Consider the following 23,189-nt stretch of genomic DNA (forward strand, 5'->3'; position numbering starts at 1 on the left):
CCTGAAAACGCACGGACAGCGTGGAGCTATTAGTGCGTCATTTGCGGGCTCCTGGCTTGCCTCTGTGTGCCAGGACATTTGACCCAGGCTGCCAGTGGCGACTTGGCGGGTATCGCTGCCGGCCCCTGGCAGGGGCTGGCTTGCCAGCCCAGGCGCCGCTGGCGTTGGCAGCCAGGGCCAAGTTTTGCGGCAGCCAGGATCAAGACGGCATCCGACTTTGGGCTCAAAGTCCACCTCGAACAAGGTCCACCTGCGAGGAATCAAGATGAGCGTTGCCATCGACCCACGTGTCGCTGCATTCATAGACAGTCAGCACGGCCTGCTGATTGACGGTCTCAGCCAGCCCGCGCTCTCCGGAGCACGGATGCCGGTGTACAACCCCGCCAGTGGCGAGCAGTTGACCCAGGTTGCCGCCGCCGCCCAGGCCGATGTGGATCTGGCGGTGGGGGCCGCGCGCCGGGCCTTCGAAGGCAACTGGAAGGCGTTGCGTCCCGCCGATCGCGAGCGCCTGCTGTTGAAGCTGGCGGATCTGCTGGAAGCCAATGGCGAGGAGCTGGCGCAGTTGGAGACTCTCAACAACGGCCAGTCGATCCATCTGGCCCGGGCCCTGGAGGTGGGGGCGGCGGCGGAGTTCACCCGCTACATGGCCGGCTGGGCCACCAAGATCGAAGGCAAGAGCCTGGATGTGTCCATCGCCGCGGTGCCGGGGGCACAGTACCGGGCTTATACGGTGCCGGAACCGGTGGGCGTGGTGGGAGCCATTGTGCCGTGGAATTTTCCGTTGCTGATGGCCATCTGGAAAATCGTCCCGGCCCTGGCTTGCGGCTGCACCGTGGTACTCAAGCCCGCCGACGAGACTCCGCTCACCGCGCTGCGCCTTGGCCAGCTTTGCCTGGAAGCGGGGATCGCCCCCGGCGTGGTCAACGTGGTGACCGGCAGTGGCGCCCAGGCCGGTGCCGCGCTGGCTGCCCATCCGGGGATCGACAAGCTGGCGTTCACCGGTTCGACCCAGGTTGGCAAGCTGATCGGCCACGCGGCGGTGGACAACATGACGCGCTTTTCCCTGGAGCTGGGTGGCAAGTCGCCGGTGATCGTCCTCGACGACTGCGACCCGCAGACTGCTGCCGCCGGGGCGGCCGGGGCCATCTTCTTCAATCAGGGACAGGTCTGCACGGCGGGCTCGCGGCTGTATGTCCAGCGCGGGATCTACACCCAGGTGCTGGAGCGTCTGGTGGCCATTGCCGAGTCCTTGCGCATTGGCCCGGGGCTGGACGAGCAGGCACAGATCAATCCGCTGATTTCTGCCAAACAGCAAAAGCGCGTGCTGCAGATGGTCCAGCGCGGGGTCGAGGAGGGCGCCAAGGTGCTCTGCGGCGGAGTTGCCCATGGTGAGCAGGGCTTTTATGTCCGTCCCACGGTGGTGGCCAACGTCAACGCCAACCTGCCGCTGGTGCGCGAGGAGATTTTCGGCCCGGTGGTGGTCGCGACGCCTTTCGATTCTCTGGAGGAAGTGGTGGCCCTGGCCAATGACAACCAGTACGGGCTGGGGGCGAGCATCTGGTCCAACGATCTGAGTCAGGTCATGCAACTGATTCCCCAGATCAAGGCCGGCACCGTTTGGGTCAACACCCACAACATGCTGGACCCGTCGATGCCCTTCGGCGGTTACAAGCAATCGGGCATGGGCCGCGAGATGGGCCACGCGGCCATCGAGGCCTATACCGAGAACAAATCGGTGTGCATCGCTTATTGAGCACGCCCCATGCAGACGCCTTTGCCGGCCAGCCGGTTGACTGTAGGAGCCGGTTGGCCGGCGAAGACGCTCCCAGGACAGGCGTCATTCTCATGGACGTCTTCGCTGGCAAGCCAGCGCCTACAGGGCGTGAACATGATTTCAGCTGCGTCAGACAGCCAAGCTCTGCGCCCTTGCCGGGCGTGCCCTTGAAATGCCTAGAACAACAATCATCAACCCATGCTTTCGAGGTTTACCATCATGTCGCTCAACGACAGACTCAAGCACCACCTGGATCAGGGCGTGGTCGGCTTTCCCACCGCGCTAGCCAGTGCCGTGGGCCTGATCATGGCCAGCCCGGTGATCCTGACGGCTACCACCGGATTCGGTATCGGTGGTGGAGCGTTCGCCGCGGCGATGGTGATCGCCCTGCTGATGATGCTGGCGCAATCCACCACCTTCGCCGAAGCGGCCTGCCTGTTGCCCACCAATGGCTCGGTCTATGACTACCTGGCCTGTGGCCTGGGGCGTTTCTTCGCTATCACCGGGACCTTGTCCGCCTACCTGATCGTGCATGTGTTTGCCGGGACGGCGGAAACCATTCTCAGCGGCGTCATGGCCCTGGTGAATTTCGAATCCCTCAACACCCTGCTGGAACAGAGCGGCAGCGCCTGGTTGGTGGGTGTCGGGTTGGTAGTGTTCTTCGGCCTGCTCAACGCGGTGGGCATCACCGCCTTCAGCCGTGCCGAGGTGATCCTGACCTTCGGCATGTGGACCACCCTGATCATCTTTGGCGTGCTCGGGGTCATCAAGGCTCCGGCAGTGGAACTTGATGGCTGGTTCGGTGCTTCCAGGGTGGGGACCGATCTGACGACCATCCTGTCTCTGGTGGGCATGGCCATGTTCATGTTCGTCGGCTGCGAGTTCGTTACCCCCCTGACACCGGATGTACGCAAGGCCGCCAGGACCATTCCCCGGGCCATGGCCCTGGGTCTGGTAGGCGTCGCGGTGTGCATGTTCATCTACGGCGCGGCCATGAAGCGCCAGGTGGAAAACATTGCCTTGAGTGAGGATGGCAGCGTGCATTTGCTGGATACGCCCATGGCCATCCCGCATTTCGCCGAGCAGATCATGGGGCCGTTCGGCCGCATCTGGCTGGGGATCGGCCTGCTGTTTGCCGGTGCCGCGACTATCAACACGTTGATGGCCGGCCTGCCGCGAATTCTCTATGGCATGGCCCTAGACGGGGCATTACCCAAGGTTTTCACCTATCTGCACCCACGCTTCAAGACACCGCTGCTGTGCATCGCCGTGGCGGTCCTGATTCCCTGCCTGCATGCCTGGTGGCTGGGTGGCAGCACCGACAGCATCATGCACCTGGTGCTGGCGGCGGTTTGTGCCTGGAGCACCGCCTACCTGCTGGTCACCTTGTCGGTGGTGATGTTGCGCATTCGCCGGCCGGATTTGCCGCGGGCTTATAAATCGCCATGGTTTCCGTTGCCGCAGATTCTGTCCTCGGTGGGAATTGTCCTGGGCATGTGGTTCATCACCCCCCCGGGGATGAATCCACGGGATATCTATGTGCCCTTCGGCAGCATGTTGGGCCTGACCGCTATCTACGCGCTGGTCTGGACCTTGCTGGTACAGAAGGTCAATCCGTTTCGTCCGGTGCCGGTGGAGGAGGTGCTGGAACAGGCACTGAGCCTGTCGCCGGATGAAGCCCCAAGCCCTCGGGAGAACCTGTCTGATGAATCTTTCAAGCTGGCGACAAAACCTCTTTGAATTCTGGCACCGGGCACCTTCGGGCTATCGCCCGGGGGTCACCCTGGGTCAGGTGCGGCGGGATCTGGCGGGCCTGGATTTCACCCCTCGCTCTGCTGGGCTGGGGGTTTTCCATTGCCCGCAAAGCGCTCTGGAGTTCCAAGTGCGGGAGCGTCCCCAGGCGCAGTTCCTGATGCATATCGTGGTCTGTGAGTGGCGTCTGCAGGTGCCCTGCGAGCGTCCCGGGCAAGCGCGGATTGGCCTGCGCCACACCGGGGCGATTCGTCGACAGGGCGTCGCCGCGCGATTGCTTGCGGGGGAGGCAGAGCAATGGGCGCCCTTGCTGCAGAAGCTGTGCAGTGATCAGTCGTTGCTGGAGCGGCTGCTGCCGCTGGACTTCAAGCACCTTGAGCTGTGGCGGGATGAGCAGGGCTGGCAAGTGCGCCTTGAGCACTTTGGCGCCAGCGAGGTGGTCAATCGTTTACCGGGGTTCAGGCGCTACATCCGCTTGAGTCCCCAACAGCGGGCGGCGCTGTTGGGCAGCTTCACTGAGTTGTACAAGCTTCTACGAGAATTCTGACCGACATAACCGTAAGTACTGGCATACACCCTGCTTAAGCCATAACAGACTATCCATGCTGTCAGGCTCCTTGCCTGGCAAATAGATAACATGTTAATGATATCGCCATAACAACAAAGGCGGTCTGAACCGGCTTATGGAGGTGCACAGTGCTTGCTTCGCATAGTTTCAGTTCCTGGGTAGGTGCCCTGCAGGGTGTCTGCGGTCGATTCGACGCCCGCCCGGCGCGCAATCCCGCCTTGTTTATCGGTGAAGTGGGTTTGCAGGATTATGCCGGGCTGGAGGTGGCGCAGATCCGCACCAATGCCGGGCTGATCTCCCGCCAGAGCACCAAGGTCGACCATGAGGACGATCGCCATTGTTTCCTGATCATCCAGCGCAGTGGCCACGCTCGCCTGAGCCAGGATGGTGAGAGCATTGAGCTGGCTCCCGGCGACATGGCGTTGCTGGATTCGGCCGGTGCCTGTGAAATCGTGCCCCACGGCCTGATCGAGCACGCCTCGTTCCACCTCAGCCGGGAAGAGGTTTACCGGCATCTGCCGACCCCGCAGCGCAAGTTCGGCAAGTTGTCGCAAAACTGCGCCAGTGGTCGCCTGATGCGTTTGCTGGTGGAGCAGATCTGCGCCGGCGATCTGCAGGGGTGTGCGGCGCAGCAGGAGGGTCAGGCCCTGCAAGAGGCCCTGATCGCCTTGCTTGGGCCGACCCTGCGTCAGACGGCCAGCACCCTGGATGGCTTTGACGACAACCTGCATGGTCAATGCCTGCGTGATCAGGCTCGGCAACTGATCAATCAATCCCTCAATGAGCCGGGCCTGACCCCGGTATCCCTGGCCGGGCAGTTGAATATTTCGGTGCGCCAGCTGTACCGACTGTTTGAGGAGCAGGGCGACAGCGTGTGTCGCTTCATCCAGCGCTCCCGGCTCAAGCGCAGCGCGGCGGACCTGAGCAACCCGCAGCTGCGCAACGAATCCATCACCGACATCGCCTTCAAGTGGGGCTTTACCGATTCGGCGCATTTCAGCCGGACGTTCAAGAAGCACTTCGAACAGTCGCCCCGTGACTTCCGCGCCCGCTCCCTGAACGCGTAGGCGCCGGAGTTTCGCATCGCCCTCAAAACGGCAACGCTGGCTGCGTAGGAGCCGGCTTGCCGGCAAAGGGGCCCTTTGGTTTTGCGCTGCTCTTGAGGACGCCTTCGCTGGCAAGTCAGCTCCTACGGCAAGCGGGCAAGCAGGTAGGCAAGAACGCGAAAAGACCGTGAACAGCAGCCTGAACAGGGGCGTCAGGGATTTTCCGGATCATGCCCCAGGGATTGGATGAACAACGAAAACAACTCGGGCTGGCTGGAGATGTCCAGCTTGGCGTAAAGGTGGCGGCGGTGCACCTTGATGGTGTCCGGCGAGATTTTCAAACGCTCGGCCATGGCTTTGGAAGAAAAACCCCGGAGGATCAGTCGGGCGATCTCCAGCTCCCGATCCGACAGCACCGCGCTGCCGAAATGGCTCAGGGCATCGCGAATCTGGCTGGCCATTTCCTCTGCAACCGGGGCCTGGGGACGTATCTGGCTGTGTTGCCAATGCTGTTGCATCAGTGGCAGCACCCAGGCCGCGAAGGTCGTGAGCTGGCCGATTTCCTCGCGATTGAAGACCCGTTGGTTGCCCAGTGACAGGGACAGGGTGCCGGTATCGGGCAGTTGCAGGATGAATTGCACTTCATCTTCCAGGACGTTGTCGTGGAAGTAGCTGAGAAAGTACTCGCTCTGGCGGAAGTGGTCCGGGGCCACTTCTTCCAGGCGGTACAGGCCGCTGGGGTAGCCCTCGCGACAGGCCTGGAAGAACGGGTCCAGCAGGTACAGGCCATTGAGGTAGGTGAGCATCGACGCCGGTTTGCTGCTGGGCTCCGCGTCATATTCCTCAAGGGCCCGGGGCGGGCCATCCACCGGGTAGAAGATCGCCAGGGCATTGTCGAACGGCGTCGCCTGGTGCAACAGCAGGATCAGCTGTTTCCAGAATCGCGGGTTGCCGATCAGCGTAAGGGTGCGACCCAGGCCGGCGTGCATGCCGACCTCCCTGAACAGATTGCTCAAAGACCTTGCTCCATTGATGCGTCGAAAGTGCCGTAGAAGGGTTTCGTCGATTTGCCTGTTGCCGTCAAGGGGAGTACTCCAATAGGGGAATTGGTCGCAGTCATGTGACTGCCTAGAGTAGCTCCCAGCAAGTGCGTCCCAGAGCGCACCCGCCCGATGGATTTCGTTTCTGCCTCAGACCAACAATAAACACGAGGATAACGATATGAGCTCTCCCTCCGCGCCCGACGGCGCGCTGAAACCAACCCTGAGTGTGTTCGATGTGGTGGCTATCACGGTCTCCGGCGTGACCCCCGCCAGTTCCGTGTTCGTGATCGCGCCCTTTGCCATCCACCAGGCCGGCAGCGGGGTGTTCCTGGCGTTCGTCATGGCCGGGTTGCTGGCACTGATGTTTGCCTTCTGCTACGCCGAGCTGGGCCGGGCCCATAACAGTGCCGGCGGTGAGTACGTCTACGCCAAGCGCGTGTTTGGTGGCATGGCCGGTTATGCCACCTTCCTCACGGTGCTGGTGATGCTGCTGTTCATCCCTCCGGTGCTGGCCACCGGCGCCGCCACCTATTTGAACAACGCCCTGGGTACCGACTTCGACTCCCAGACCGTAGCCCTGGTGATAGTGGTCTGCAGCTACCTGCTGGGCATCCTCAACATCAAGCTCAATGCCTGGATCACCGGCACTTGCCTGTTGCTGGAGGTGGCGGCGTTGCTGGTGATTGTCTGGCTGGGCTTTGGCAACGCCACGCAACCGGTGAGCATTCTTTTGCAACCGCAGATCGTCGATCACGGTGCATTGCACATGGCGCCCTGGGCCCTGGTGATCGGTGCGGTGGGCATCGGCCTGTTTTCCTACAACGGCTACGGGCCGGCGGTGCTGCTGGCCGAAGACATGAAGTGCAAGGGACGCGGCGTGCACAAGGCGGTGCTCTGGTCCCTGGTGCTGGTGGTGATCATCGAACTGGTGCCGCTCACCGCGCTGCTGATCGGCGCGCCGTCCTTGAGCGCGATGCTGGCCAGCCCAGATCCCATCGGCTACCTACTCACCAGCCATGGCAATGAAACCCTCGCCAGGGTGGTCAGTGGCGGGATCTTCCTGTCGGTGTTCAACGCCATTGTCGCGATCGTCATCCAGATCGGCCGGGTGGTGTTCAGCAGCGGCCGCGACGCCCTGTGGACGCCCACCATCAACCGCCTGTTCACGCGGATTCATCCACGCTGGGACTCGCCATGGCTGGCTACGTTGTTCCTGGCGATTCCTTCGGCAGTACTCAGTTTCAGCTCGAATCTGGCGGACCTCACGTCCTTCAGTGTGTTGCTGATCATGCTGGTGTACCTGATTGTTGCCCTCAGCGCGCTGATGAGCCGGGTGCTGCTGCGCGACCGCGAGCATCCCTATCGCATGCCCCTGTGGCCAGTACCGGCGCTGCTGGCGGTGATGGGCGCGGGGTATCTGCTGATCAATCTGTTCCTCGAGGCGTCCCTGCGGGACATCATGGTGATTATCGGGCTGCTGGCACTGTCGGTGATTCTCTATGGCACCAATGGCCGGTACAGCCCGGCGTTTCAGAAATTGTAAGGAGTGGTTATGCGAGCACGTCAATTGGGCATCAGCCTGGGTCTGGGGACACCAGGTCCGTTCAATGCGATCACCGACGTACCCGGGGTACGGGTGGGGCACAGCACCCTGAAAGCCAGCGTGGGCGGCAAGCAGGTGCGCACCGGGGTCACTCTGGTCCAGCCCCGGGCCGGGCATGCGCGGCAACAGCCCTGTTTCGCCGGTTGCCATGTGCTCAACGGCAATGGCGATGCCACGGGGCTGGAGTGGATTCGCGAGGCGGGCACCCTGACCACGCCGCTGGCCATTACCAATACCCACAGCGTCGGCGTGGTGCGCGACACCCTGATCGCCCTGGAGCGCGAGGCCCTGGCGGACACCGCCGTGTACTGGTGCATGCCGGTGGTGATGGAAACCTACGACGGCCTGCTGAACGACATCTGGGGGCAGCATGTGGGGCCGCAACAGGTGCGCGAGGCCATGGCCAGCGCCGAGTCCGGGCCGGTGGCCGAAGGCGCGGTAGGCGGCGGCACCGGGATGATCTGTCATGAGTTCAAGGGCGGGATCGGTACCGCCTCCCGGCGGCTGGCGGCAGAGCAGGGCGGCTACACCGTCGGCGCTCTGGTCCAGGCCAACCACGGCAAGCGTGAAGAGCTGCGGGTGGACGGTTACCCGGTGGGGCGTCATCTGGGAGGGATTGCCTCACCTTTTGCCGAGCGCGGCACCCCGGGCATGGGCTCGATCGTGGTGATCCTGGCCACTGATGCGCCGCTGCTGCCCCATCAGTGCCAGCGCCTGGCCCAGCGTGCTTCCATCGGCATTGCCCGCACCGGTGGCGGCACCGAAGATTCCAGTGGCGATATCTTCCTGGCCTTTGCCACGGGAAACCGGGACTTGCCCGCTGCGGATTATGGACGCAAGGACCTGGCGTTCACTGCGCCTCTGGCGATGCTCAACAACGATCACATCTCGCCGCTGTTCAGCGCAGCCGCCGAGGCGGTGGAGGAGGCCATCATCAATGCCATGCTGGCAGCCGAGCCGATGAGCAGTGCCGACGGGGTGCAAGTACCGGCGCTGACCCCGCAAGTATTGAGGCAAGCATTGGAACTAACTGGTTGGAACATGAAATAACCGACTAAGAAGTGCGACGCAATCGACATAATTTTCTATATGGATATTTAATAATTAAATTGTAGATTGTCGGACAATGTCTAGCGCTAATCGGCTGGAAAAGAATCTTTTAAGTGCACGGTCATTGTTTGCGGGAGTTTGTCGGAACAGTGGAATTTGACGTCAAAAAAGTAGTGGACGCCTGATTTCAAACTGTGTCAGCTTGCTTTCGCCTGCTTAGGGCGAGTGATAGGACGATCTCGCCAGGGATTGTCGCTATCTGACAAAAACTGTTCCATTGATTACAAGGAAGTGTGTTTATGTCGACAATAAAAAAGAGCGCTATTGCATCTGCCGAACAGCAACTCGAGCCATTGGCCGCAGCAAGTTCGGCGTATAACCAGATCAATAGCTTTAGCCACCAATACGATCGTGGCGGCAATCTCACGGTTAACGGCAAGCCTTCGTTCTCAGTCGATCAAGCCGCCACGCAATTGCTGCGTGACGGCGCTGCGTTCAAGGACCTGAACGGTAACGGCAAAATCGATCTGTCCTATACCTTCCTGACCTCGGCCTCCTCGAGCACCATGTACAAGCACGGTATCTCCGGGTTCAGCCAGTTCAGCGCCCAGCAGAAGGCCCAAGCAGTGCTGGCCATGCAATCCTGGGCCGATGTGGCCAATGTCGTGTTTACCGAGAAAGCCTCGGGTGGCGACGCTCGCATGACCTTCGGCAACTACAGTGGTGGCCAGGACGGCGCGGCGGCCTTCGCCTACCTGCCGGGCACCGGTGCCGGTTACGACGGTACCTCCTGGTACCTGATCAACAGCAGCTACACCCAGAACAAGAATCCCGACCTGAACAACTATGGCCGTCAGACCCTGACCCATGAGATCGGTCACACCCTGGGCCTGGCTCACCCTGGCGACTACAACGCAGGCGAAGGCAACCCAAGCTACAAGGACGCCAGCTACGGCCAGGACACGCGTGGCTACAGCATCATGAGCTACTGGAGTGAAAGCAACACCAGCCAGAACTTCAGCAAGGGCGGGGTCGTGGCCTATTCGTCCGGTCCGCTGATGGACGATATCGCAGCCATCCAGAAACTCTACGGGGCCAACTACGGCACCCGTGCCGGCGATACCACCTATGGCTTCAACTCCAACACCGGGCGCGACTTCTACAGCGCCAGTTCGTCTGCCGACAAGCTGGTGTTCTCGGTGTGGGACGGTGGTGGCAACGATACCCTGGACTTCTCCGGATTCACTCAGAACCAGAAGATCAACCTCAATGAGGCCTCGTTCTCCGACGTTGGCGGCATGGTGGGTAACGTCTCCATTGCTCAGGGCGTGACCGTGGAGAACGCCATCGGCGGTTCGGGCAACGATCTGCTGATCGGCAACAACGCTGCCAACGTGCTCAAGGGCGGTGCCGGCAACGACATCATCTACGGTGGCGGTGGCGCCGATAAGCTCTGGGGCGGTTCGGGTTCGGACACCTTCGTGTTCGGCGCCAGTTCCGACTCCAAGCCGGGCGCGGCCGACCAGATCATGGATTTTGTCAGCGGCCTGGACAAGATCGATCTGACCGGTATCACCAAGGGTGCAGGCTTGCATTTCGTCAACGCCTTCACCGGCGCGGTGGGTGACGCCATCCTCACTACCTCCGGGGGCGTCAGCACCCTGTCCGTGGACTTTTCCGGACAGGGCGTGGCGGACTTCCTGGTCAGCACCGTTGGCCAGGCAGCCGTCAGTGACATCGTGGCCTGAGTGAAGTAGGCGGAAGGCGGCGCCGATGCGCTGCCTTCCGTTCTTGCATTGGCCCCGGGGCTGAGCGAGTCTACCGGGCGGACGGAGCACCCTATGACCCCACACACCTTGAGTTGCAAGGCGGCCACCTGGCTGCTGGCGACGCTGACGATCTTTTATGGAGCAATAACCATGGCAAGCAGCCTGCGCTTGGCGGACCCCTCGGAACTGGTTGGACACTGGCAGTTGCAGCAACAGAGCGAACCTGGCGCCGCCTGTGCCCTGGACCTGTTGCAAAACGCAGCCCTGGGAGACGGCGCCGAGTGCCTGTCGAAGTGGATCGGTGAGGCGGCGGTGGGCTGGTTTCCGGAGCCCGACGGTATTGCCATCACGGGGCGGGAAGGTTCAAGGATTATCTTTTTCAGTCGACAGAGAGAAGGCCTGTACGAAGCGCGCCTCAAAGGCGACGGTTTGATCGTGTTACAGCGTGCTGGCTAATTAAGGCAGCAGGCTGTTCGTTTAATCTTGGGTGGTTGTGGTTTTAGTTTTACCACTCTTTTAATCGACAGGTTTTTAACCGGATGACTGTTAACTACAGTTGTCTGGTTTGGGTGTGTCCGCAGACTTTGAGACTAAGGGGCACACATCTTTAGTTGCGCCGTATATGAGGTGCTCGCGTTCGGCGCGCAGGGTCGGCTCAGGGAAATGTTGAAGATGCTGAATAATAGTCATCCTGCACCACTGTTCAAGGCATTGGGCGAATACAAGGGCATCCTGATCAGTGTCGGCTGTTTCACCGCGTTGATTAATGTGCTGATGCTGGTGCCCTCCATCTATATGTTGCAAGTCTACGACCGGGTGCTGTCGTCGCAGAATGAGACCACTCTGGTGATGCTGTCGCTGATGGTGGTGGGCTTTTTCCTGTTTATCGGGCTGCTGGAAGTGGTGCGCAGCTTTATCGTCATCCGCATCGGCAGCCAGTTGGAGCGTCGCTTCAACCTGCGGGTGTATCAGGCTGCATTCGAACGCAACCTGGCCCGTGGCGAAGGCCATGCCGGCCAGTCACTGGGCGATTTGACCCATATCCGCCAGTTCCTCACCGGGCCGGCGTTGTTCGCCTTCTTCGATGCCCCCTGGTTTCCGATCTACCTGCTGGTTATCTATGCCTTCAACGTCTGGCTCGGGGTGTTCGCCACGGTGGGCGCGGTGTTGCTGATCGCCCTGGCGTACCTGAATGAAGCCATGACCAAGAAACCCCTGGCCGAGGCCAGCGGTTTTTCGCAACGCTCCACCCAATTGGCCACCAGCCATTTGCACAATGCCGAGACCATTCAGGCGATGGGCATGCTCGGTGCCTTGCGCAAGCGCTGGTTTGCCGTGCACTCGCGCTTTCTCGGCCTGCAGAACGAGGCCAGCGACACTGGTTCGGTGATCAGTTCCCTGAGCAAGACCCTGCGTCTGTGCCTGCAATCCCTGGTGCTGGGCCTGGGCGCCTTGCTGGTGATCAAGGGCGACATGACCGCGGGGATGATGATCGCCGGGTCGATCCTCATGGGCCGGGTCCTGAGTCCCATCGACCAGTTGATCGCGGTGTGGAAGCAATGGAGTTCGGCCAAGCTGGCCTATGGTCGGCTGGACGCGCTGCTGCGCGAGTTCCCACCCAGTGACAGCGCCATGTCGTTGCCGGCGCCCAAGGGCCAGGTGAGTTTCGAGCAGGTCAGCGCCGGGCCTCCCGGACGTCGGGCGGCGACCCTGCAGCAGGTGAGCTTCAGTATCAATGCCGGTGAAGTGCTCGGGGTGCTGGGGGCCTCCGGTTCCGGCAAGTCGACCCTGGCTCGGGTACTGGTGGGCGTCTGGCCGACCCTGGCCGGCACGGTGCGCCTGGACGGCGCCGACATTCATCGCTGGAATCGCGATGAGTTGGGTCCCTACATCGGCTATTTGCCCCAGGACATCGAACTCTTCACCGGCAGCATCGCCGAGAACATCGCACGCTTTCGCCAGGCCGACCCGGAGCAGGTGGTCCAGGCCGCGCAGCTGGCCGGAGTGCACGAGTTGATCCTGCGCCTGCCTCAAGGCTACGACACCGTGCTTGGCGATGACGGCAGCGGCTTGTCCGGGGGCCAGAAGCAACGGGTGGCCCTGGCCCGGGCACTGTATGGCAATCCCAGCCTGGTGGTGCTCGACGAGCCCAACTCCAACCTCGACACCGTGGGCGAGAGCGCCCTGGCGGCGGCGATTGCCCAGCTCAAGGCCCGGGGGACCAGCGTGGTTCTGGTGACCCATCGCTCGTCGGTGCTGGCCCTGGCCGACAAGCTGCTGGTACTCAATGAAGGCCGCCTGCAGGCCTTTGGCCCCAGCCAGGAAGTACTCAAGGCGTTGGCCGGTGCCCAGCAGCCCCAGTCACTCCAACCCCAGGAACCGGCCAGACCCGCCGCTGCAGCCGCACCCGGTGGCTTGAGCATGAGCCGCCAGTATCAGGCCCCGACACGGAACAAAGGCGCATGAGCAAGGACAGCAACATGATGATCGAAGAGGGTTACGCGCCGGAACGGGTTGAGCGTGATGCGGGCTTTTTCGCGCGCATGGGCTGGATACTGGCCCTGGTGGGGGCTGGCAGTTTTTTCATCTGGGCCGCGCTGGCTCCACTGGATCAGGGGATTCCCGTGCAAGGCACGGTGGTGGTGTCCGGCAAGCGCAAAGCGGTGCAGTCCATGAGCAGCGGCGTGGTCAGCCGGATTCTGGTGCGCGAAGGCCAAAGCGTGAAGCAGGGCCAGCCGTTGTTCCGCCTGGATCAGACCCAGGTGGCGGCGGACGTGCAGTCGCTGCAGGCCCAGTACCGCATGGCCATGGCCAGCCTGGCGCGCTGGCGCAGCGAGCGCGACAACCTCAAGCAGGTGGACTTCCCGCTGCAGTTGAGCAACAGCGACGACCCACGCCTGGCCCTGGTGCTGGAAGGCCAGCGTCAGCTGTTCAGCAGCCGCCGTGAGGCGTTCTCCCGCGAGCAGGCGGGCATCCGCGCCAATATCGAAGGCGCCACCGCGCAACTGGCGGGCATGCGCCGGGCGCGCACCGACCTGGCCAGCCAGGCCGAGTCCCTGCGCCAGCAACTGAGCAACCTGCAGCCTTTGGCCGACAACGGCTACATCCCGCGCAACCGCTTGCTGGAGTACCAGCGCCAGTTGTCCCAGGTGCAACAGGAGCTGGCGCAGAACACCGGTGAAAGCGGGCGCATCGAGCAGGGCATTCTCGAGTCCCGGCTCAAGCTGCAACAGCACAGCGAGGAGTACCAGAAAGAGGTCCGCAGCCAATTGGCCGAAGCCCAGCTCAAGACCCAGACCCTGGAGCAGCAACTGACCTCCGCCGGCTTCGACTTGCAGCACAGCGAAATCATCGCCACTGCCGACGGCATCGCGGTCAACCTGGGGGTACACACCGAAGGCGCCGTGGTGCGCCAGGGTGAAACCCTGCTGGAAATCGTGCCCCAGGGCACGCACCTGGAAGTGGAAGGGCGGTTGCCAGTCAACCTGGTGGACAAGGTCGGCCCCCATCTGCCGGTGGACATCCTGTTCACCGCCTTCAACCAGAGCCGCACGCCACGGGTGCCGGGGGAAGTCAGCCTGATATCCGCCGACCAGATGGTCGACGAGAAGACCGGCATGCCGTACTACGTGCTGCGCAGCAGCGTCAGCGACCAGGCCATGGAGAAGCTCAACGGGCTGGTGATCAAGCCCGGGATGCCGGCGGAGATGTTCGTGCGCACCGGCGAGCGTTCACTGCTCAATTACCTGTTCAAGCCTCTGCTCGACCGGGCCAGCTCTGCATTGACCGAAGAATAAGGATGTCGCGTCGTATGAGTAAGCTTTCCATTCTCGCCGCGGCCTTGTCCTTGCTGGTGTGCCAGGGGGCCCAGGCCATGGGTCCGTTCCAGATCTACGAACAGGCGCTGCGCAATGACCCGGTGTTCCTCGGCGCCATCAAGGAGCGCGATGCCGGCCTGGAAAACCGCGCCATCGGCCGCGCCGGTCTGCTGCCCAAGGTGGGCTACAGCTACAACAAGGGCCACAACAACTCCAAGGTCACCTACCTGGACACGGTGCGCGGCAGCGTCAGCGAAAAACGCAACTACGACAGCTACGGCTCGTCCCTGACCCTGCAGCAGCCGCTGATCGACTACGAGGCCTACGCCAACTACCGCAAGGGCGTGGCCCAGGCCCTGTTTGCCGACGAGAACTTTCGCGGCAAGAGCCAGGAGTTGCTGGTGCGGGTGCTCAGTTACTACACCAAGGCCCTGTTCGCCCAGGATCAGATCGAGATCGCCCTGGCCAAGAAGAAGGCCTTCGAGCAACAGTTCCAGCAGAACCGGCACATGTTCGAGCAGGGCGAGGGCACCCGTACCGACATCCTCGAGGCCGAGTCGCGCTACGAGCTGGCCACCGCCGAGGAGATCGAGGCCCGGGACGAACAGGATGCGGCCTTGCGTGAACTGGGGGCGCTGATTGGCGTGCCCGACCTAGACATGCGCGATCTCGACCCCTTGCAGGAAAACTTCCAGTCCTTTGCCCTGAGCCCGGCCAATTACGACACCTGGCATGAGATGGCCCTGAGCAACAACCCGGTGCTGGCCTCCCAGCGGCAACGGGTCGAGGTGGCGCGTTATGAAGTGGAGCGCAACCGCGCCGGGCACCTGCCCAAGCTCAGCGCCTACGCCAGCGTGCGGCAGAACGAATCGGAAAGCGGCAACACCTACAACCAGCGCTACGACACCAACACCATCGGCATCGAAGTCAGCCTGCCGCTGTACGCCGGTGGCGGGGTGTCGGCCTCCACTCGCCAGGCCAGCCGCGCCATGGAGCAGGCCGAGTACGAACTGGACGGCAAGACCCGCGAGACGCTGATTGAACTACGCCGGCAATTCAGTGCCTGTCTATCGGGGGTGAACAAGTTGCGGGCCTACCAGAAAGCCCTGACCTCGGCCGAGGCCCTGGTGGTTTCGACCCAGCAGAGCATTCTGGGCGGCGAGCGGGTCAACCTCGATGCGCTCAATGCCGAGCAGCAGCTCTACACTACCCGGCGTGACCTGGCCCAGGCTCGTTACGACTACCTGATGGCATGGACCAAGTTGCATTACTACGCAGGAACCTTGCGAGAAGAAGATCTGGCCAGGGTCGATGAAGCCTTTGGCCAGCGCACAGCGCCGTAGACGGCCCGGGATCGGACCTGCCGGCGCTGAAATAACAAGGAGAAAGGAATGAGCATCTTCGACTACAAAAATGCCCTTGGCGGTGCCGGCAAAGCCCAGTACAGCGATGCCATCACGCTGGCCTTGTATGCTTCATCGCCCACCGGTGAAGCCCTGCCGGGCACCTCATGGCGACCGATGAGCGCCTCGCAACTGGGCTACCAGGGCAACATCAGCGCCCAGGGCACCATTTCCGGCGAGCAGTCTTCGGTCGGCGACGCTCAGGTCGAAATCCTGGGCAAGTACGATGCCACCGGGCAGTTGCTGTCCATCGGCATCAGCTTTCGTGGCACGGATAGCCTGGCGGACGGGATCAACGACCTGCAGGCGGCCTTTGTTCCGGGTTTTGCCGACAACTACAGCCGCTTGGCTTTCGACCAACTGCTGGGCAAGGTTGCCGCCTTCGCCAACGCTCAGGGCTTGAGCGGCAATGATGTGCTGGTCACCGGGCACAGCCTCGGCGGCCTGGCGGTCAACAGCCTGGCGGCCATGAGCGCGGAGCATTGGGGCGGGTTCTACAAGGACGCCAGCTATGTGGCCTTTGCCTCGCCGACCCAGAGCGCCGACAGCCAGCAGGTGCTGAACATCGGTTATGAAAACGACCCGGTGTTCCGCGCGCTGGACGGGACCCATTTCAACGCCTCGTCCCTGGGCACCCATGACAAGCCACAGGAGTCGGCCACCAACAATATCGTCAGCTTTACCGATCACTATTCGTCGTTGTCCGGCAAGCTGGTGCCCCAGAGCATCCTCAACCCCTGGTCCTGGTCGGCCCATAGCGCGGTCGACTACGCCGCGGGGCTCAACCGCGTGATCAATTCGGACTTCTATGACCTGACCCTTCGCGATTCGACGGTGGTGGTTTCCAACCTGTCCGAGGACAAGCGCGACCAGGTCTGGGTCAAGGACCTGAATCTCTACGCCGACCAGCACAGCGGCAGCACCTTCATCATCGGCACCCAGAGCAACGACCTGCTGCACGGTGGCAAGGGCAACGATTACCTCGATGGCGGGGCCGGTGATGACCGTTTCCGCGACGACGGCGGCTACAACATCATCCATGGCGGTTCGGGTCATAACGTTTTGCAGCTGCAGCAGCCGCTGAAGAACTTCTCGATTGCCAATGACGGCGACGGCACTTTGTACATCCGCGATGCCTATGGCGGCATCAGCATGACCCGGGATATCGGCGCCCTGGTCAGTCACGAGGCCGGGAGCTGGTGGCAACTGCTCGGCAAGGACGTCAGCTATAGCGTGACCGCCGACGGCTTGCAGAACGGCAACCAGTGGACCGCCTACAACCACTCCCTCAATGGCGATGCCTATGGCAATGCGCTGGTGGCCAGCGTCAATGGCGATTGGCTGTTCGGCCATGGCGGCGACGACCTGCTGAGCAGCGATAAGGCCAACGTGACCTTTGTCGGCGGTGCCGGCAACGACGTCATGTACTCCAGCGGAGGTGGCAGCAACACGTTCCTGTTCAGCGGCAACTTCGGCCTCGACCTGATCCACGGCTACCAGAGCAACGACAAGCTGGTGTTCATGGGCGTGCCCGGCATCGATGCCCATTACGACTACAGCCAGCACCTGTCCCAGAGCGGCAACGACACCTTGCTCAAGGTGGGCGACTACTCGGTGACCCTGGTGGGCATCGGTATGGAGGGGCTCAACGGTTCAGGCATCGTGTTCGCCTGATTCAGCCTCGGCCGGGGGAGCGCCGGATTCGCTCCCCCGGGCTTTGCGGACCTTGAACCCAGAGGGCGTCGGGGTGGCTCCCCTGAAGTCGCCGGCAACACCCTGATCCGTCCTGGATGGACGATCGAACAACAACAAAAAACGAGAAGTCATCAACATGGATGTCAGATGTCATCAGTTCAACAGGCTGGCGGGCACCCCGTGCCTGGCGTTTGCCGCAGGCCTGCCGTTGACGGCCGCCCAACGCCGTTCGGCACACCGGCCAGTGGGGCGTTCCCGCCCCCTATGCCATCGGCGCTCTGGCGCTAGCCATGGCACCTTTCCCTTATCTGAACAACCAGCAAGCCCAGCAGGTGCTGCCCAGTCCCGTGCGCCCGTGCGCCTGTGCGGCTGCGTTGGCGCGCCTGGGGTGTTGGTGAGCGACACAAGGGTGTTGGAGTCAATCTGCAATGGCGTTTCCACGACGTCATTCGAGCGGCGGGCAGGGAGCCTGTCAGGGTCATTTCGCAACACAACTAAGGAAGGTCGTAGTGAAGCAAGTCAAACGCAAGGATGGCGCGGTGCTTGGGCAGGAACGTGGGTGGTTGCCCCTGGCTCCGGCCCTGTTGGGTTGGATGGCCTTGATGGGCACAGCCCAGGCGGCGCCCTATGTGGAGAACGGCCGCCGCGGTGATGCCGCGAGCTGGCGCAGCAGCGAGTTCAAGGCCGATTGGGGCCTGGGGGCGATTCATGCCGACAGTGCCTATGCCGCCGGTTACAGCGGCAAGGGTGTCAAGCTGGGGATCTTCGACCAGCCGGTGTATGCCCAGCATCCGGAGTTCGCCAGCCCGGGCAAGGTGCTGACCCTGGTCACCAGCGGCACTCGTCAATACACCGATCCCTATATTCCGGTGCGGGCCGGCGATGCCTTCGTCTATGACGGCCGACCTTCGGTGGGCTCGGACGGCAAGCTGGGTTCTCACGGTACTCACGTCGGCGGGATTGCCGCCGGTAACCGCGATGGTGGGGCGATGCACGGTGTGGCCTTCGACGCCCAGATCATCAGCGCCGACAACGGCGATCCCGGCCCGGAGGACGGCATCATCCTCGGTAACGATGGCGCAGTGTACAAGGCCGGCTGGGACGGCCTGGTGGCCAGTGGCGCGCGGATCATCAACAACAGCTGGGGCATCGGCATTACCGAGCACTTCAGCAAGGGCGGTCGTGATCCGGCGTTCCCGCACTTCACCCTGGACGATGCCCGGGCGCAGTTCGCGCAGATCCAGCCGTTGCTGGGCAGCTTGCCGGGCGGCGCCTACGACGGGGCGATCGCCGCAGCCCGCAGCGGGGTGCTGACGATTTTTGCCGCCGGCAACGATTACAACCTGAACAACCCCGACGCTATCGCCGGGCTGGCCTACTTCGTGCCGCAGATTGCCCCCAACTGGCTGACCGTGGCGGCCTTGCAGCAGAACCCCGACACCAGCAGCGCCGATCCCTACGTCATCAGTACCTTTTCCTCGCGTTGCGGCTACACCGCGAGCTTTTGCGTGTCGGCCCCCGGCACCCGGATCTACAGCTCGGTGATCGGTGGCACCAGCCTTGCGAACATGACCCTGGGCTACGCCAACAAGAACGGCACCTCCATGGCCGCGCCCCATGCGGCCGGTGCCGCGGCGGTGCTGATGGAGCGTTTCCCCTACATGAGCGCGGCACAGGTGGCCAGCGTCCTGCGCACCACGGCCACCGACCTGGGTGCCCCGGGCATTGATGCCTTGTACGGCTGGGGGATGATCGATCTGGGCAAGGGGATTCGCGGGCCCGGCATGCTGGTGACCGAAGCGGATATCCCTGAGGAGTTCCGTATCCAGGGCGGCTACGGTTCGACCCAGTTCGTTGCTGACCTGCCGGGCTATGGCGCGCTGCTGGATGTCGGCAAGCCGACCCAGCGGCGCTGCAATGACATCAGTTGCGTACTGGATATCTGGAGCAACGACATCAGTGGCCACGGCGGCCTGACCAAGCAGGGCGTCGGCACCCTGGTGCTCAGCGGCGCCAACACCTACGCCGGGCCGACCCTGGTCAATCAGGGGCGGCTGGCGGTCAACGGCTCGCTGCTGTCGGCGGTGACGGTGAACGCTGGTGGCATCCTCGGCGGCACGGGCCGCGTGGGCGCACTGACCGCCAACGCGGGCGCGATTGTGGCTCCGGGCAACTCCATCGGCACCTTGCATGTCAGCGCCGATGTGAACTTCCTCCCGGGTTCGACCTACGCGGTGGAGGTGTCCCCCAGCGGCAGCGACCGGATTGTCAGCGACGGTCAGGCAACCCTCGGCGGGGCCAGCCTGGCTCTGGAGCTGGAAAACCCGGGATTGTCCCTCAATGCACAGCGGGTCCCGAGCCTGGTGGGGCGGCAGCTGGATATCCTCCAGGCCGCCAATGGCGTGCAGGGCAGCTTTGGCCCGGTGCTGTCCAACTCGCTGTTTCTGGGGGGCAACCTCAATTACAGCGCCGGCGGTGTAAAGCTGGCGGTGGCGCGCAATGCCACCTCGTTCAGCAGTATCGGCCTGAGCCCCAACCAGCGTTCGGTGGCCGATGCTGCCGAGCAACTGGGGGCGGGCAACCCGGTGTATGAAAGCCTGCTGCTGGCCGCCAGCGCGGCCAGTGCACAACAGGCCTTCGAGCAACTGTCCGGGGAAATTCATCCGGCCGTTGGCAGCCAGTTGCTCAATGACAGCCGCTACCTGCGTGACGCGATGGGTGAGCGGCTACGCCAGCAGGGCGGGGACGCGGTGCCTACCGTCGAGGGCGGCGAGCAGGGGCTGTGGCTCAAGACCCTGGGCGCCTGGGGCAAGGCCGACGGCGGCCAGGATCGAGCCGGCTACACCAGCTCCATCGGCGGCCTGCTGGCCGGTGTCGACGGGCAAGTGGACCCGAGCACCCGCCTGGGCGTGTTCACCGGCTACAGCGACAGCTCGCTGAGCATGGGCGATGGCCGGCATTCTTCGGCCAGCATCGACAGCTACCACCTGGGCGCCTACGCCGGACGCGAGCTTGCGCAACTGCGCCTGAGCCTGGGCGGTTCCTACAGCTGGCACCGCATCGCCACTCGGCGCGAGCTGCAATACGACGAGGTTGCCGATCGCCAGAAGAGCAAGCGTGATGCCCGCAGCCTGCAGCTGTTCGGCGAGGCGGCGTGGCACCTGGATCTGCAGCCCATGGCCCTGGAACCCTTTGCCAGCCTGGCCTATGTGCAGGTGGACAGCGAGCGTTTCAAGGAACACGGCGGCGCCACGGCACTCAAGGGCGATAGCGACAATCGCGAGGCTTGGCTCTCGACCCTGGGCATGCGCGCCGGCAAGCAGTTGCAGTTGTCTTCCGGGCAGACTGTGGAACTGTCCGCTACCCTCGGCTGGCAGCACAATCTGAGCGCCACCGGCGCCGACCAGCATCTGGCGTTTGCCGACGGTGGACAAAGCTACAAGGTGCAGAGCCTGTCACTGGACCGCGATGCGGCGGTCGTCGGTGCACGGGCGGGCATTGCCCTGGGTCGACAGACCCGGGTCAATCTGGATTACAACGGGTTGCTGGGCAGCCGTGACCGGAACCATGGGGTCGGCTTGACCCTGGACTGGACTTTCTAAGACCCAGGCAACGGATGTGCAAGGTGTTGTACAGGTCCTCCAGACCCGGAAACGGGGCCTGCGAGGGCCTGAGCTTTCTCTGACAATTCCAACAAAAGAGAGGCAATACCATGGGTGTCTTTGACTACAAGAACTTCACCGCAGCCGATTCCAAGGCGCTGTTTTCCGATGCGCTGGCGATCACGCTGTATTCCTATCACAACCTCGACAACGGCTTCGCCGTGGGTTACCAGCACCATGGCTTCGGTCTGGGCCTGCCGGCGACCCTGATCACCGCGCTGATCGGCAGCAGCGATTCCCAGGGCGTCATCCCCGGTATTCCCTGGAACCCGGATTCGGAGCAGGCCGCCAAGGACGCGTTGCACCAGGCCGGGTGGTCCACCCTCAGTGCCCAGCAACTGGGCTACAGCGGCAAGGTGGATGCCCGGGGCACCTTCTTCGGCGAGAAGGACGGCTACGGCACGGCCCAGGTGGAGATCCTCGGCAAGTACGATGCCCAGGGCCACCTGAGTTCCATCGGCATCGCCTTTCGCGGCACCAGCGGCCCTCGGGAATCGGTGATCGGCGACACCATCGGTGATGTCATCAGTGACCTGCTGGCCGCCCTGGGACCCAAGGACTATGCGAAGAACTACGCCGGTGAGGCCTTCGGCAAACTGTTCGCCGATGTGGCGGCTTTTGCCCAGGCCAATGGTCTGTCGGGCAAGGACATCCTGGTCAGTGGCCACAGCCTGGGCGGGCTGGGGGTCAACAGCCTGGCGGACCTGAGTGCCGATCGCTGGTCCGGGTTCTACAAGGATGCCAACTACATCGCCTATGCCTCGCCGACCCAGAGCAGCAGCGACAAGGTGTTGAACATCGGTTATGAAAACGACCCGGTGTTCCGCGCCCTGGACGGTTACAACTTCAACCTGTCGTCCCTGGGGGTGCACGATGCCCAGCAGGACTCGGCCACCAACAACATCGTCAACTTCAACGACCATTACGCCTCGACCCTGTGGAACGTGCTGCCGTTCTCGATCCTCAACATCCCCACCTGGATTTCTCACTTGCCCACCGGCTACGGCGATGGCCTGACCCGGGTGCTGCAGTCGCAGTTCTATGACTTCACCAGCAAGGACTCCACCATTGTCGTCGCCAACCTGTCGGACCCGGCCCGGGGTAGCACCTGGGTCCAGGATCTGAACCGCAACGCCGATACCCACAAGGGCAGCACCTTCATCATCGGCAGCGACGGTAACGACCTGATCCAGGGTGGGGGCGGCAACGACTACCTGGAAGGCCGCGACGGCAACGACACCTTCCGTGATGACGGCGGCTACAACATCATCCTCGGCGGCAAGGGCAGCAACACCCTGGACCTGCAGCACTCGGTGAAGGACTACAGCTTCGCCAGCGACGGCGCCGGGACCCTGTACGTGCGCGACGCCAGCGGCGGGATCAGCATGACCCGCGACATCGGCGCCATTCAGAGCAAGGAGCCGGGGTTTCTCTGGGGCCTGTTCAAGGATGATGTGGTCCACCAGGTCACCGACCAGGGGTTGAAGGTGGGCAGCCAACTGACCCAGTACGCGTCTTCGGTGAAGGGGGACGGCGGCGACAACCTGCTCAAGGCCCATGCCGGCGGCGATTGGCTGTTCGGCCTGGATGGCAACGATCACCTGATCGGCGGCAAGGGCAACGATGTCTTCGTCGGTGGCGCCGGCAATGACCTGATGGAGTCGGGTGGGGGCAACAACACCTTCCTGTTCACCGGTCATTTCGGCCAGGACCGCATCCTCGGCTACCAGAGTGGCGACAAGCTGGTGTTCATGGGGGTGAGCGGCGTGCTGCCGGACCAGGACTATCGGGCCCACGCCAGTAGCAGCGGCAATGACACCGTGCTGACCTTCGGCCATGACTCGGTGACCCTGGTGGGTGTCAGCCTCGCGCACCTCAACGGCTCGGGCATCACCCTCGCCTGATGGACCTGCAGCGTGGGGCTCGCAACGGGCTCCACGCTGACTTGGCAAGAAAATCGTGACCTGTCGGTCGGTTGGCGACTCAAATACTTGTAAAACCCAAGC

The 23,189-nt window shown here is 62.8% G+C and carries 15 protein-coding genes; 14 read left to right on the top strand and 1 reads right to left on the bottom strand.

Features of this window, described 5'->3' with window-relative positions:
- The first annotated feature begins 265 nt into the window (after positions 1-265).
- The 4 genes from DWF74_RS00060 (at position 266) to feaR (ending at position 5,161) form a co-directional block, all read left to right on the top strand.
- Positions 266-1,753 carry an aldehyde dehydrogenase family protein gene (locus DWF74_RS00060; RefSeq protein WP_102865143.1) on the top strand — a complete coding sequence of 496 codons (1,488 nt, stop codon included), beginning with the start codon at positions 266-268 and terminating at the stop codon, positions 1,751-1,753.
- Between the two features lie 240 nt (positions 1,754-1,993).
- Entirely contained in the window at positions 1,994-3,514 is a 1,521-nt protein-coding gene (locus DWF74_RS00065) for an APC family permease (RefSeq protein ID WP_115579975.1), read from the top strand.
- Positions 3,480-4,073 (top strand): DUF3156 family protein, encoded by a 594-nt coding sequence (locus tag DWF74_RS00070; RefSeq protein ID WP_115579976.1) that lies wholly within the window; start codon positions 3,480-3,482, stop codon positions 4,071-4,073. The genes DWF74_RS00065 and DWF74_RS00070 overlap by 35 nt, the downstream gene beginning before the upstream one ends.
- Positions 4,074-4,222: 149 nt before the next feature.
- Positions 4,223-5,161: a transcriptional regulator FeaR gene (gene feaR / locus DWF74_RS00075; protein WP_102865140.1), complete on the top strand. Its 939-nt coding sequence runs from the start codon at positions 4,223-4,225 to the stop codon at positions 5,159-5,161.
- Between the two features lie 191 nt (positions 5,162-5,352).
- Here feaR and DWF74_RS00080 read toward each other — a convergent pair whose 3' ends face one another.
- Entirely contained in the window at positions 5,353-6,156 is an 804-nt protein-coding gene (locus DWF74_RS00080) for a helix-turn-helix transcriptional regulator (RefSeq protein WP_115579977.1), read from the bottom strand.
- A gap of 205 nt (positions 6,157-6,361) precedes the next feature.
- Between DWF74_RS00080 and DWF74_RS00085 the strand changes: the two genes are divergently transcribed.
- The 10 genes from DWF74_RS00085 (at position 6,362) to DWF74_RS00130 (ending at position 23,087) form a co-directional block, all read left to right on the top strand.
- Positions 6,362-7,726, top strand: a complete 1,365-nt coding sequence (locus tag DWF74_RS00085; protein ID WP_115579978.1) for an APC family permease — start codon at positions 6,362-6,364, stop codon at positions 7,724-7,726.
- Between the two features lie 9 nt (positions 7,727-7,735).
- Entirely contained in the window at positions 7,736-8,836 is a 1,101-nt protein-coding gene (locus DWF74_RS00090; protein ID WP_102865137.1) for a P1 family peptidase, read from the top strand.
- A gap of 299 nt (positions 8,837-9,135) precedes the next feature.
- Positions 9,136-10,584 (top strand): serralysin family metalloprotease, encoded by a 1,449-nt coding sequence (locus tag DWF74_RS00095; protein WP_115579979.1) that lies wholly within the window; start codon positions 9,136-9,138, stop codon positions 10,582-10,584.
- Between the two features lie 93 nt (positions 10,585-10,677).
- Positions 10,678-11,061 carry an AprI/Inh family metalloprotease inhibitor gene (locus DWF74_RS00100; RefSeq protein WP_102865135.1) on the top strand — a complete coding sequence of 128 codons (384 nt, stop codon included), beginning with the start codon at positions 10,678-10,680 and terminating at the stop codon, positions 11,059-11,061.
- A 216-nt stretch (positions 11,062-11,277) separates the two neighbouring features.
- Positions 11,278-13,071, top strand: coding sequence for a type I secretion system permease/ATPase (locus DWF74_RS00105; protein ID WP_102865134.1), 1,794 nt, complete (start codon positions 11,278-11,280; stop codon positions 13,069-13,071).
- 14 nt (positions 13,072-13,085) lie between these two features.
- A complete protein-coding gene (locus tag DWF74_RS00110) occupies positions 13,086-14,402 on the top strand; it encodes an HlyD family type I secretion periplasmic adaptor subunit (protein WP_416760337.1) in 1,317 nt (438 codons plus the stop codon).
- Between the two features lie 14 nt (positions 14,403-14,416).
- On the top strand, positions 14,417-15,766 hold the full coding sequence (locus DWF74_RS00115; RefSeq protein ID WP_430757464.1) for a TolC family outer membrane protein: 1,350 nt from the start codon (positions 14,417-14,419) through the stop codon (positions 15,764-15,766).
- A 48-nt stretch (positions 15,767-15,814) separates the two neighbouring features.
- On the top strand, positions 15,815-17,500 hold the full coding sequence (locus tag DWF74_RS00120; protein WP_115579982.1) for a polyurethane esterase: 1,686 nt from the start codon (positions 15,815-15,817) through the stop codon (positions 17,498-17,500).
- 614 nt (positions 17,501-18,114) lie between these two features.
- Positions 18,115-21,123: an autotransporter domain-containing protein gene (locus DWF74_RS00125; protein WP_240322085.1), complete on the top strand. Its 3,009-nt coding sequence runs from the start codon at positions 18,115-18,117 to the stop codon at positions 21,121-21,123.
- A 110-nt stretch (positions 21,124-21,233) separates the two neighbouring features.
- On the top strand, positions 21,234-23,087 hold the full coding sequence (locus DWF74_RS00130) for a polyurethane esterase (protein ID WP_102865130.1): 1,854 nt from the start codon (positions 21,234-21,236) through the stop codon (positions 23,085-23,087).
- Positions 23,088-23,189 lie beyond the last annotated feature (102 nt).

This window comes from Pseudomonas protegens, assembly GCF_003363755.1.
GTDB lineage: Bacteria > Pseudomonadota > Gammaproteobacteria > Pseudomonadales > Pseudomonadaceae > Aquipseudomonas > Aquipseudomonas danubii.

What these genes read in the sequence shown, in the direction of transcription:
- DWF74_RS00060 (WP_102865143.1), top strand. Translation starts at nt 266, where the DNA reads ATGAGCGTTGCCATCGACCCACGTGTCGCTGCATTCATAGACAGTCAG.
- DWF74_RS00065 (WP_115579975.1), top strand. Translation starts at nt 1,994, where the DNA reads ATGTCGCTCAACGACAGACTCAAGCACCACCTGGATCAGGGCGTGGTC.
- DWF74_RS00070 (WP_115579976.1), top strand. Translation starts at nt 3,480, where the DNA reads ATGAATCTTTCAAGCTGGCGACAAAACCTCTTTGAATTCTGGCACCGG.
- DWF74_RS00085 (WP_115579978.1), top strand. Translation starts at nt 6,362, where the DNA reads ATGAGCTCTCCCTCCGCGCCCGACGGCGCGCTGAAACCAACCCTGAGT.
- DWF74_RS00090 (WP_102865137.1), top strand. Translation starts at nt 7,736, where the DNA reads ATGCGAGCACGTCAATTGGGCATCAGCCTGGGTCTGGGGACACCAGGT.
- DWF74_RS00095 (WP_115579979.1), top strand. Translation starts at nt 9,136, where the DNA reads ATGTCGACAATAAAAAAGAGCGCTATTGCATCTGCCGAACAGCAACTC.
- DWF74_RS00100 (WP_102865135.1), top strand. Translation starts at nt 10,678, where the DNA reads ATGACCCCACACACCTTGAGTTGCAAGGCGGCCACCTGGCTGCTGGCG.
- DWF74_RS00105 (WP_102865134.1), top strand. Translation starts at nt 11,278, where the DNA reads ATGCTGAATAATAGTCATCCTGCACCACTGTTCAAGGCATTGGGCGAA.
- DWF74_RS00110 (WP_416760337.1), top strand. Translation starts at nt 13,086, where the DNA reads ATGATGATCGAAGAGGGTTACGCGCCGGAACGGGTTGAGCGTGATGCG.
- DWF74_RS00115 (WP_430757464.1), top strand. Translation starts at nt 14,417, where the DNA reads ATGAGTAAGCTTTCCATTCTCGCCGCGGCCTTGTCCTTGCTGGTGTGC.
- DWF74_RS00120 (WP_115579982.1), top strand. Translation starts at nt 15,815, where the DNA reads ATGAGCATCTTCGACTACAAAAATGCCCTTGGCGGTGCCGGCAAAGCC.
- DWF74_RS00125 (WP_240322085.1), top strand. Translation starts at nt 18,115, where the DNA reads ATGGCCTTGATGGGCACAGCCCAGGCGGCGCCCTATGTGGAGAACGGC.
- DWF74_RS00130 (WP_102865130.1), top strand. Translation starts at nt 21,234, where the DNA reads ATGGGTGTCTTTGACTACAAGAACTTCACCGCAGCCGATTCCAAGGCG.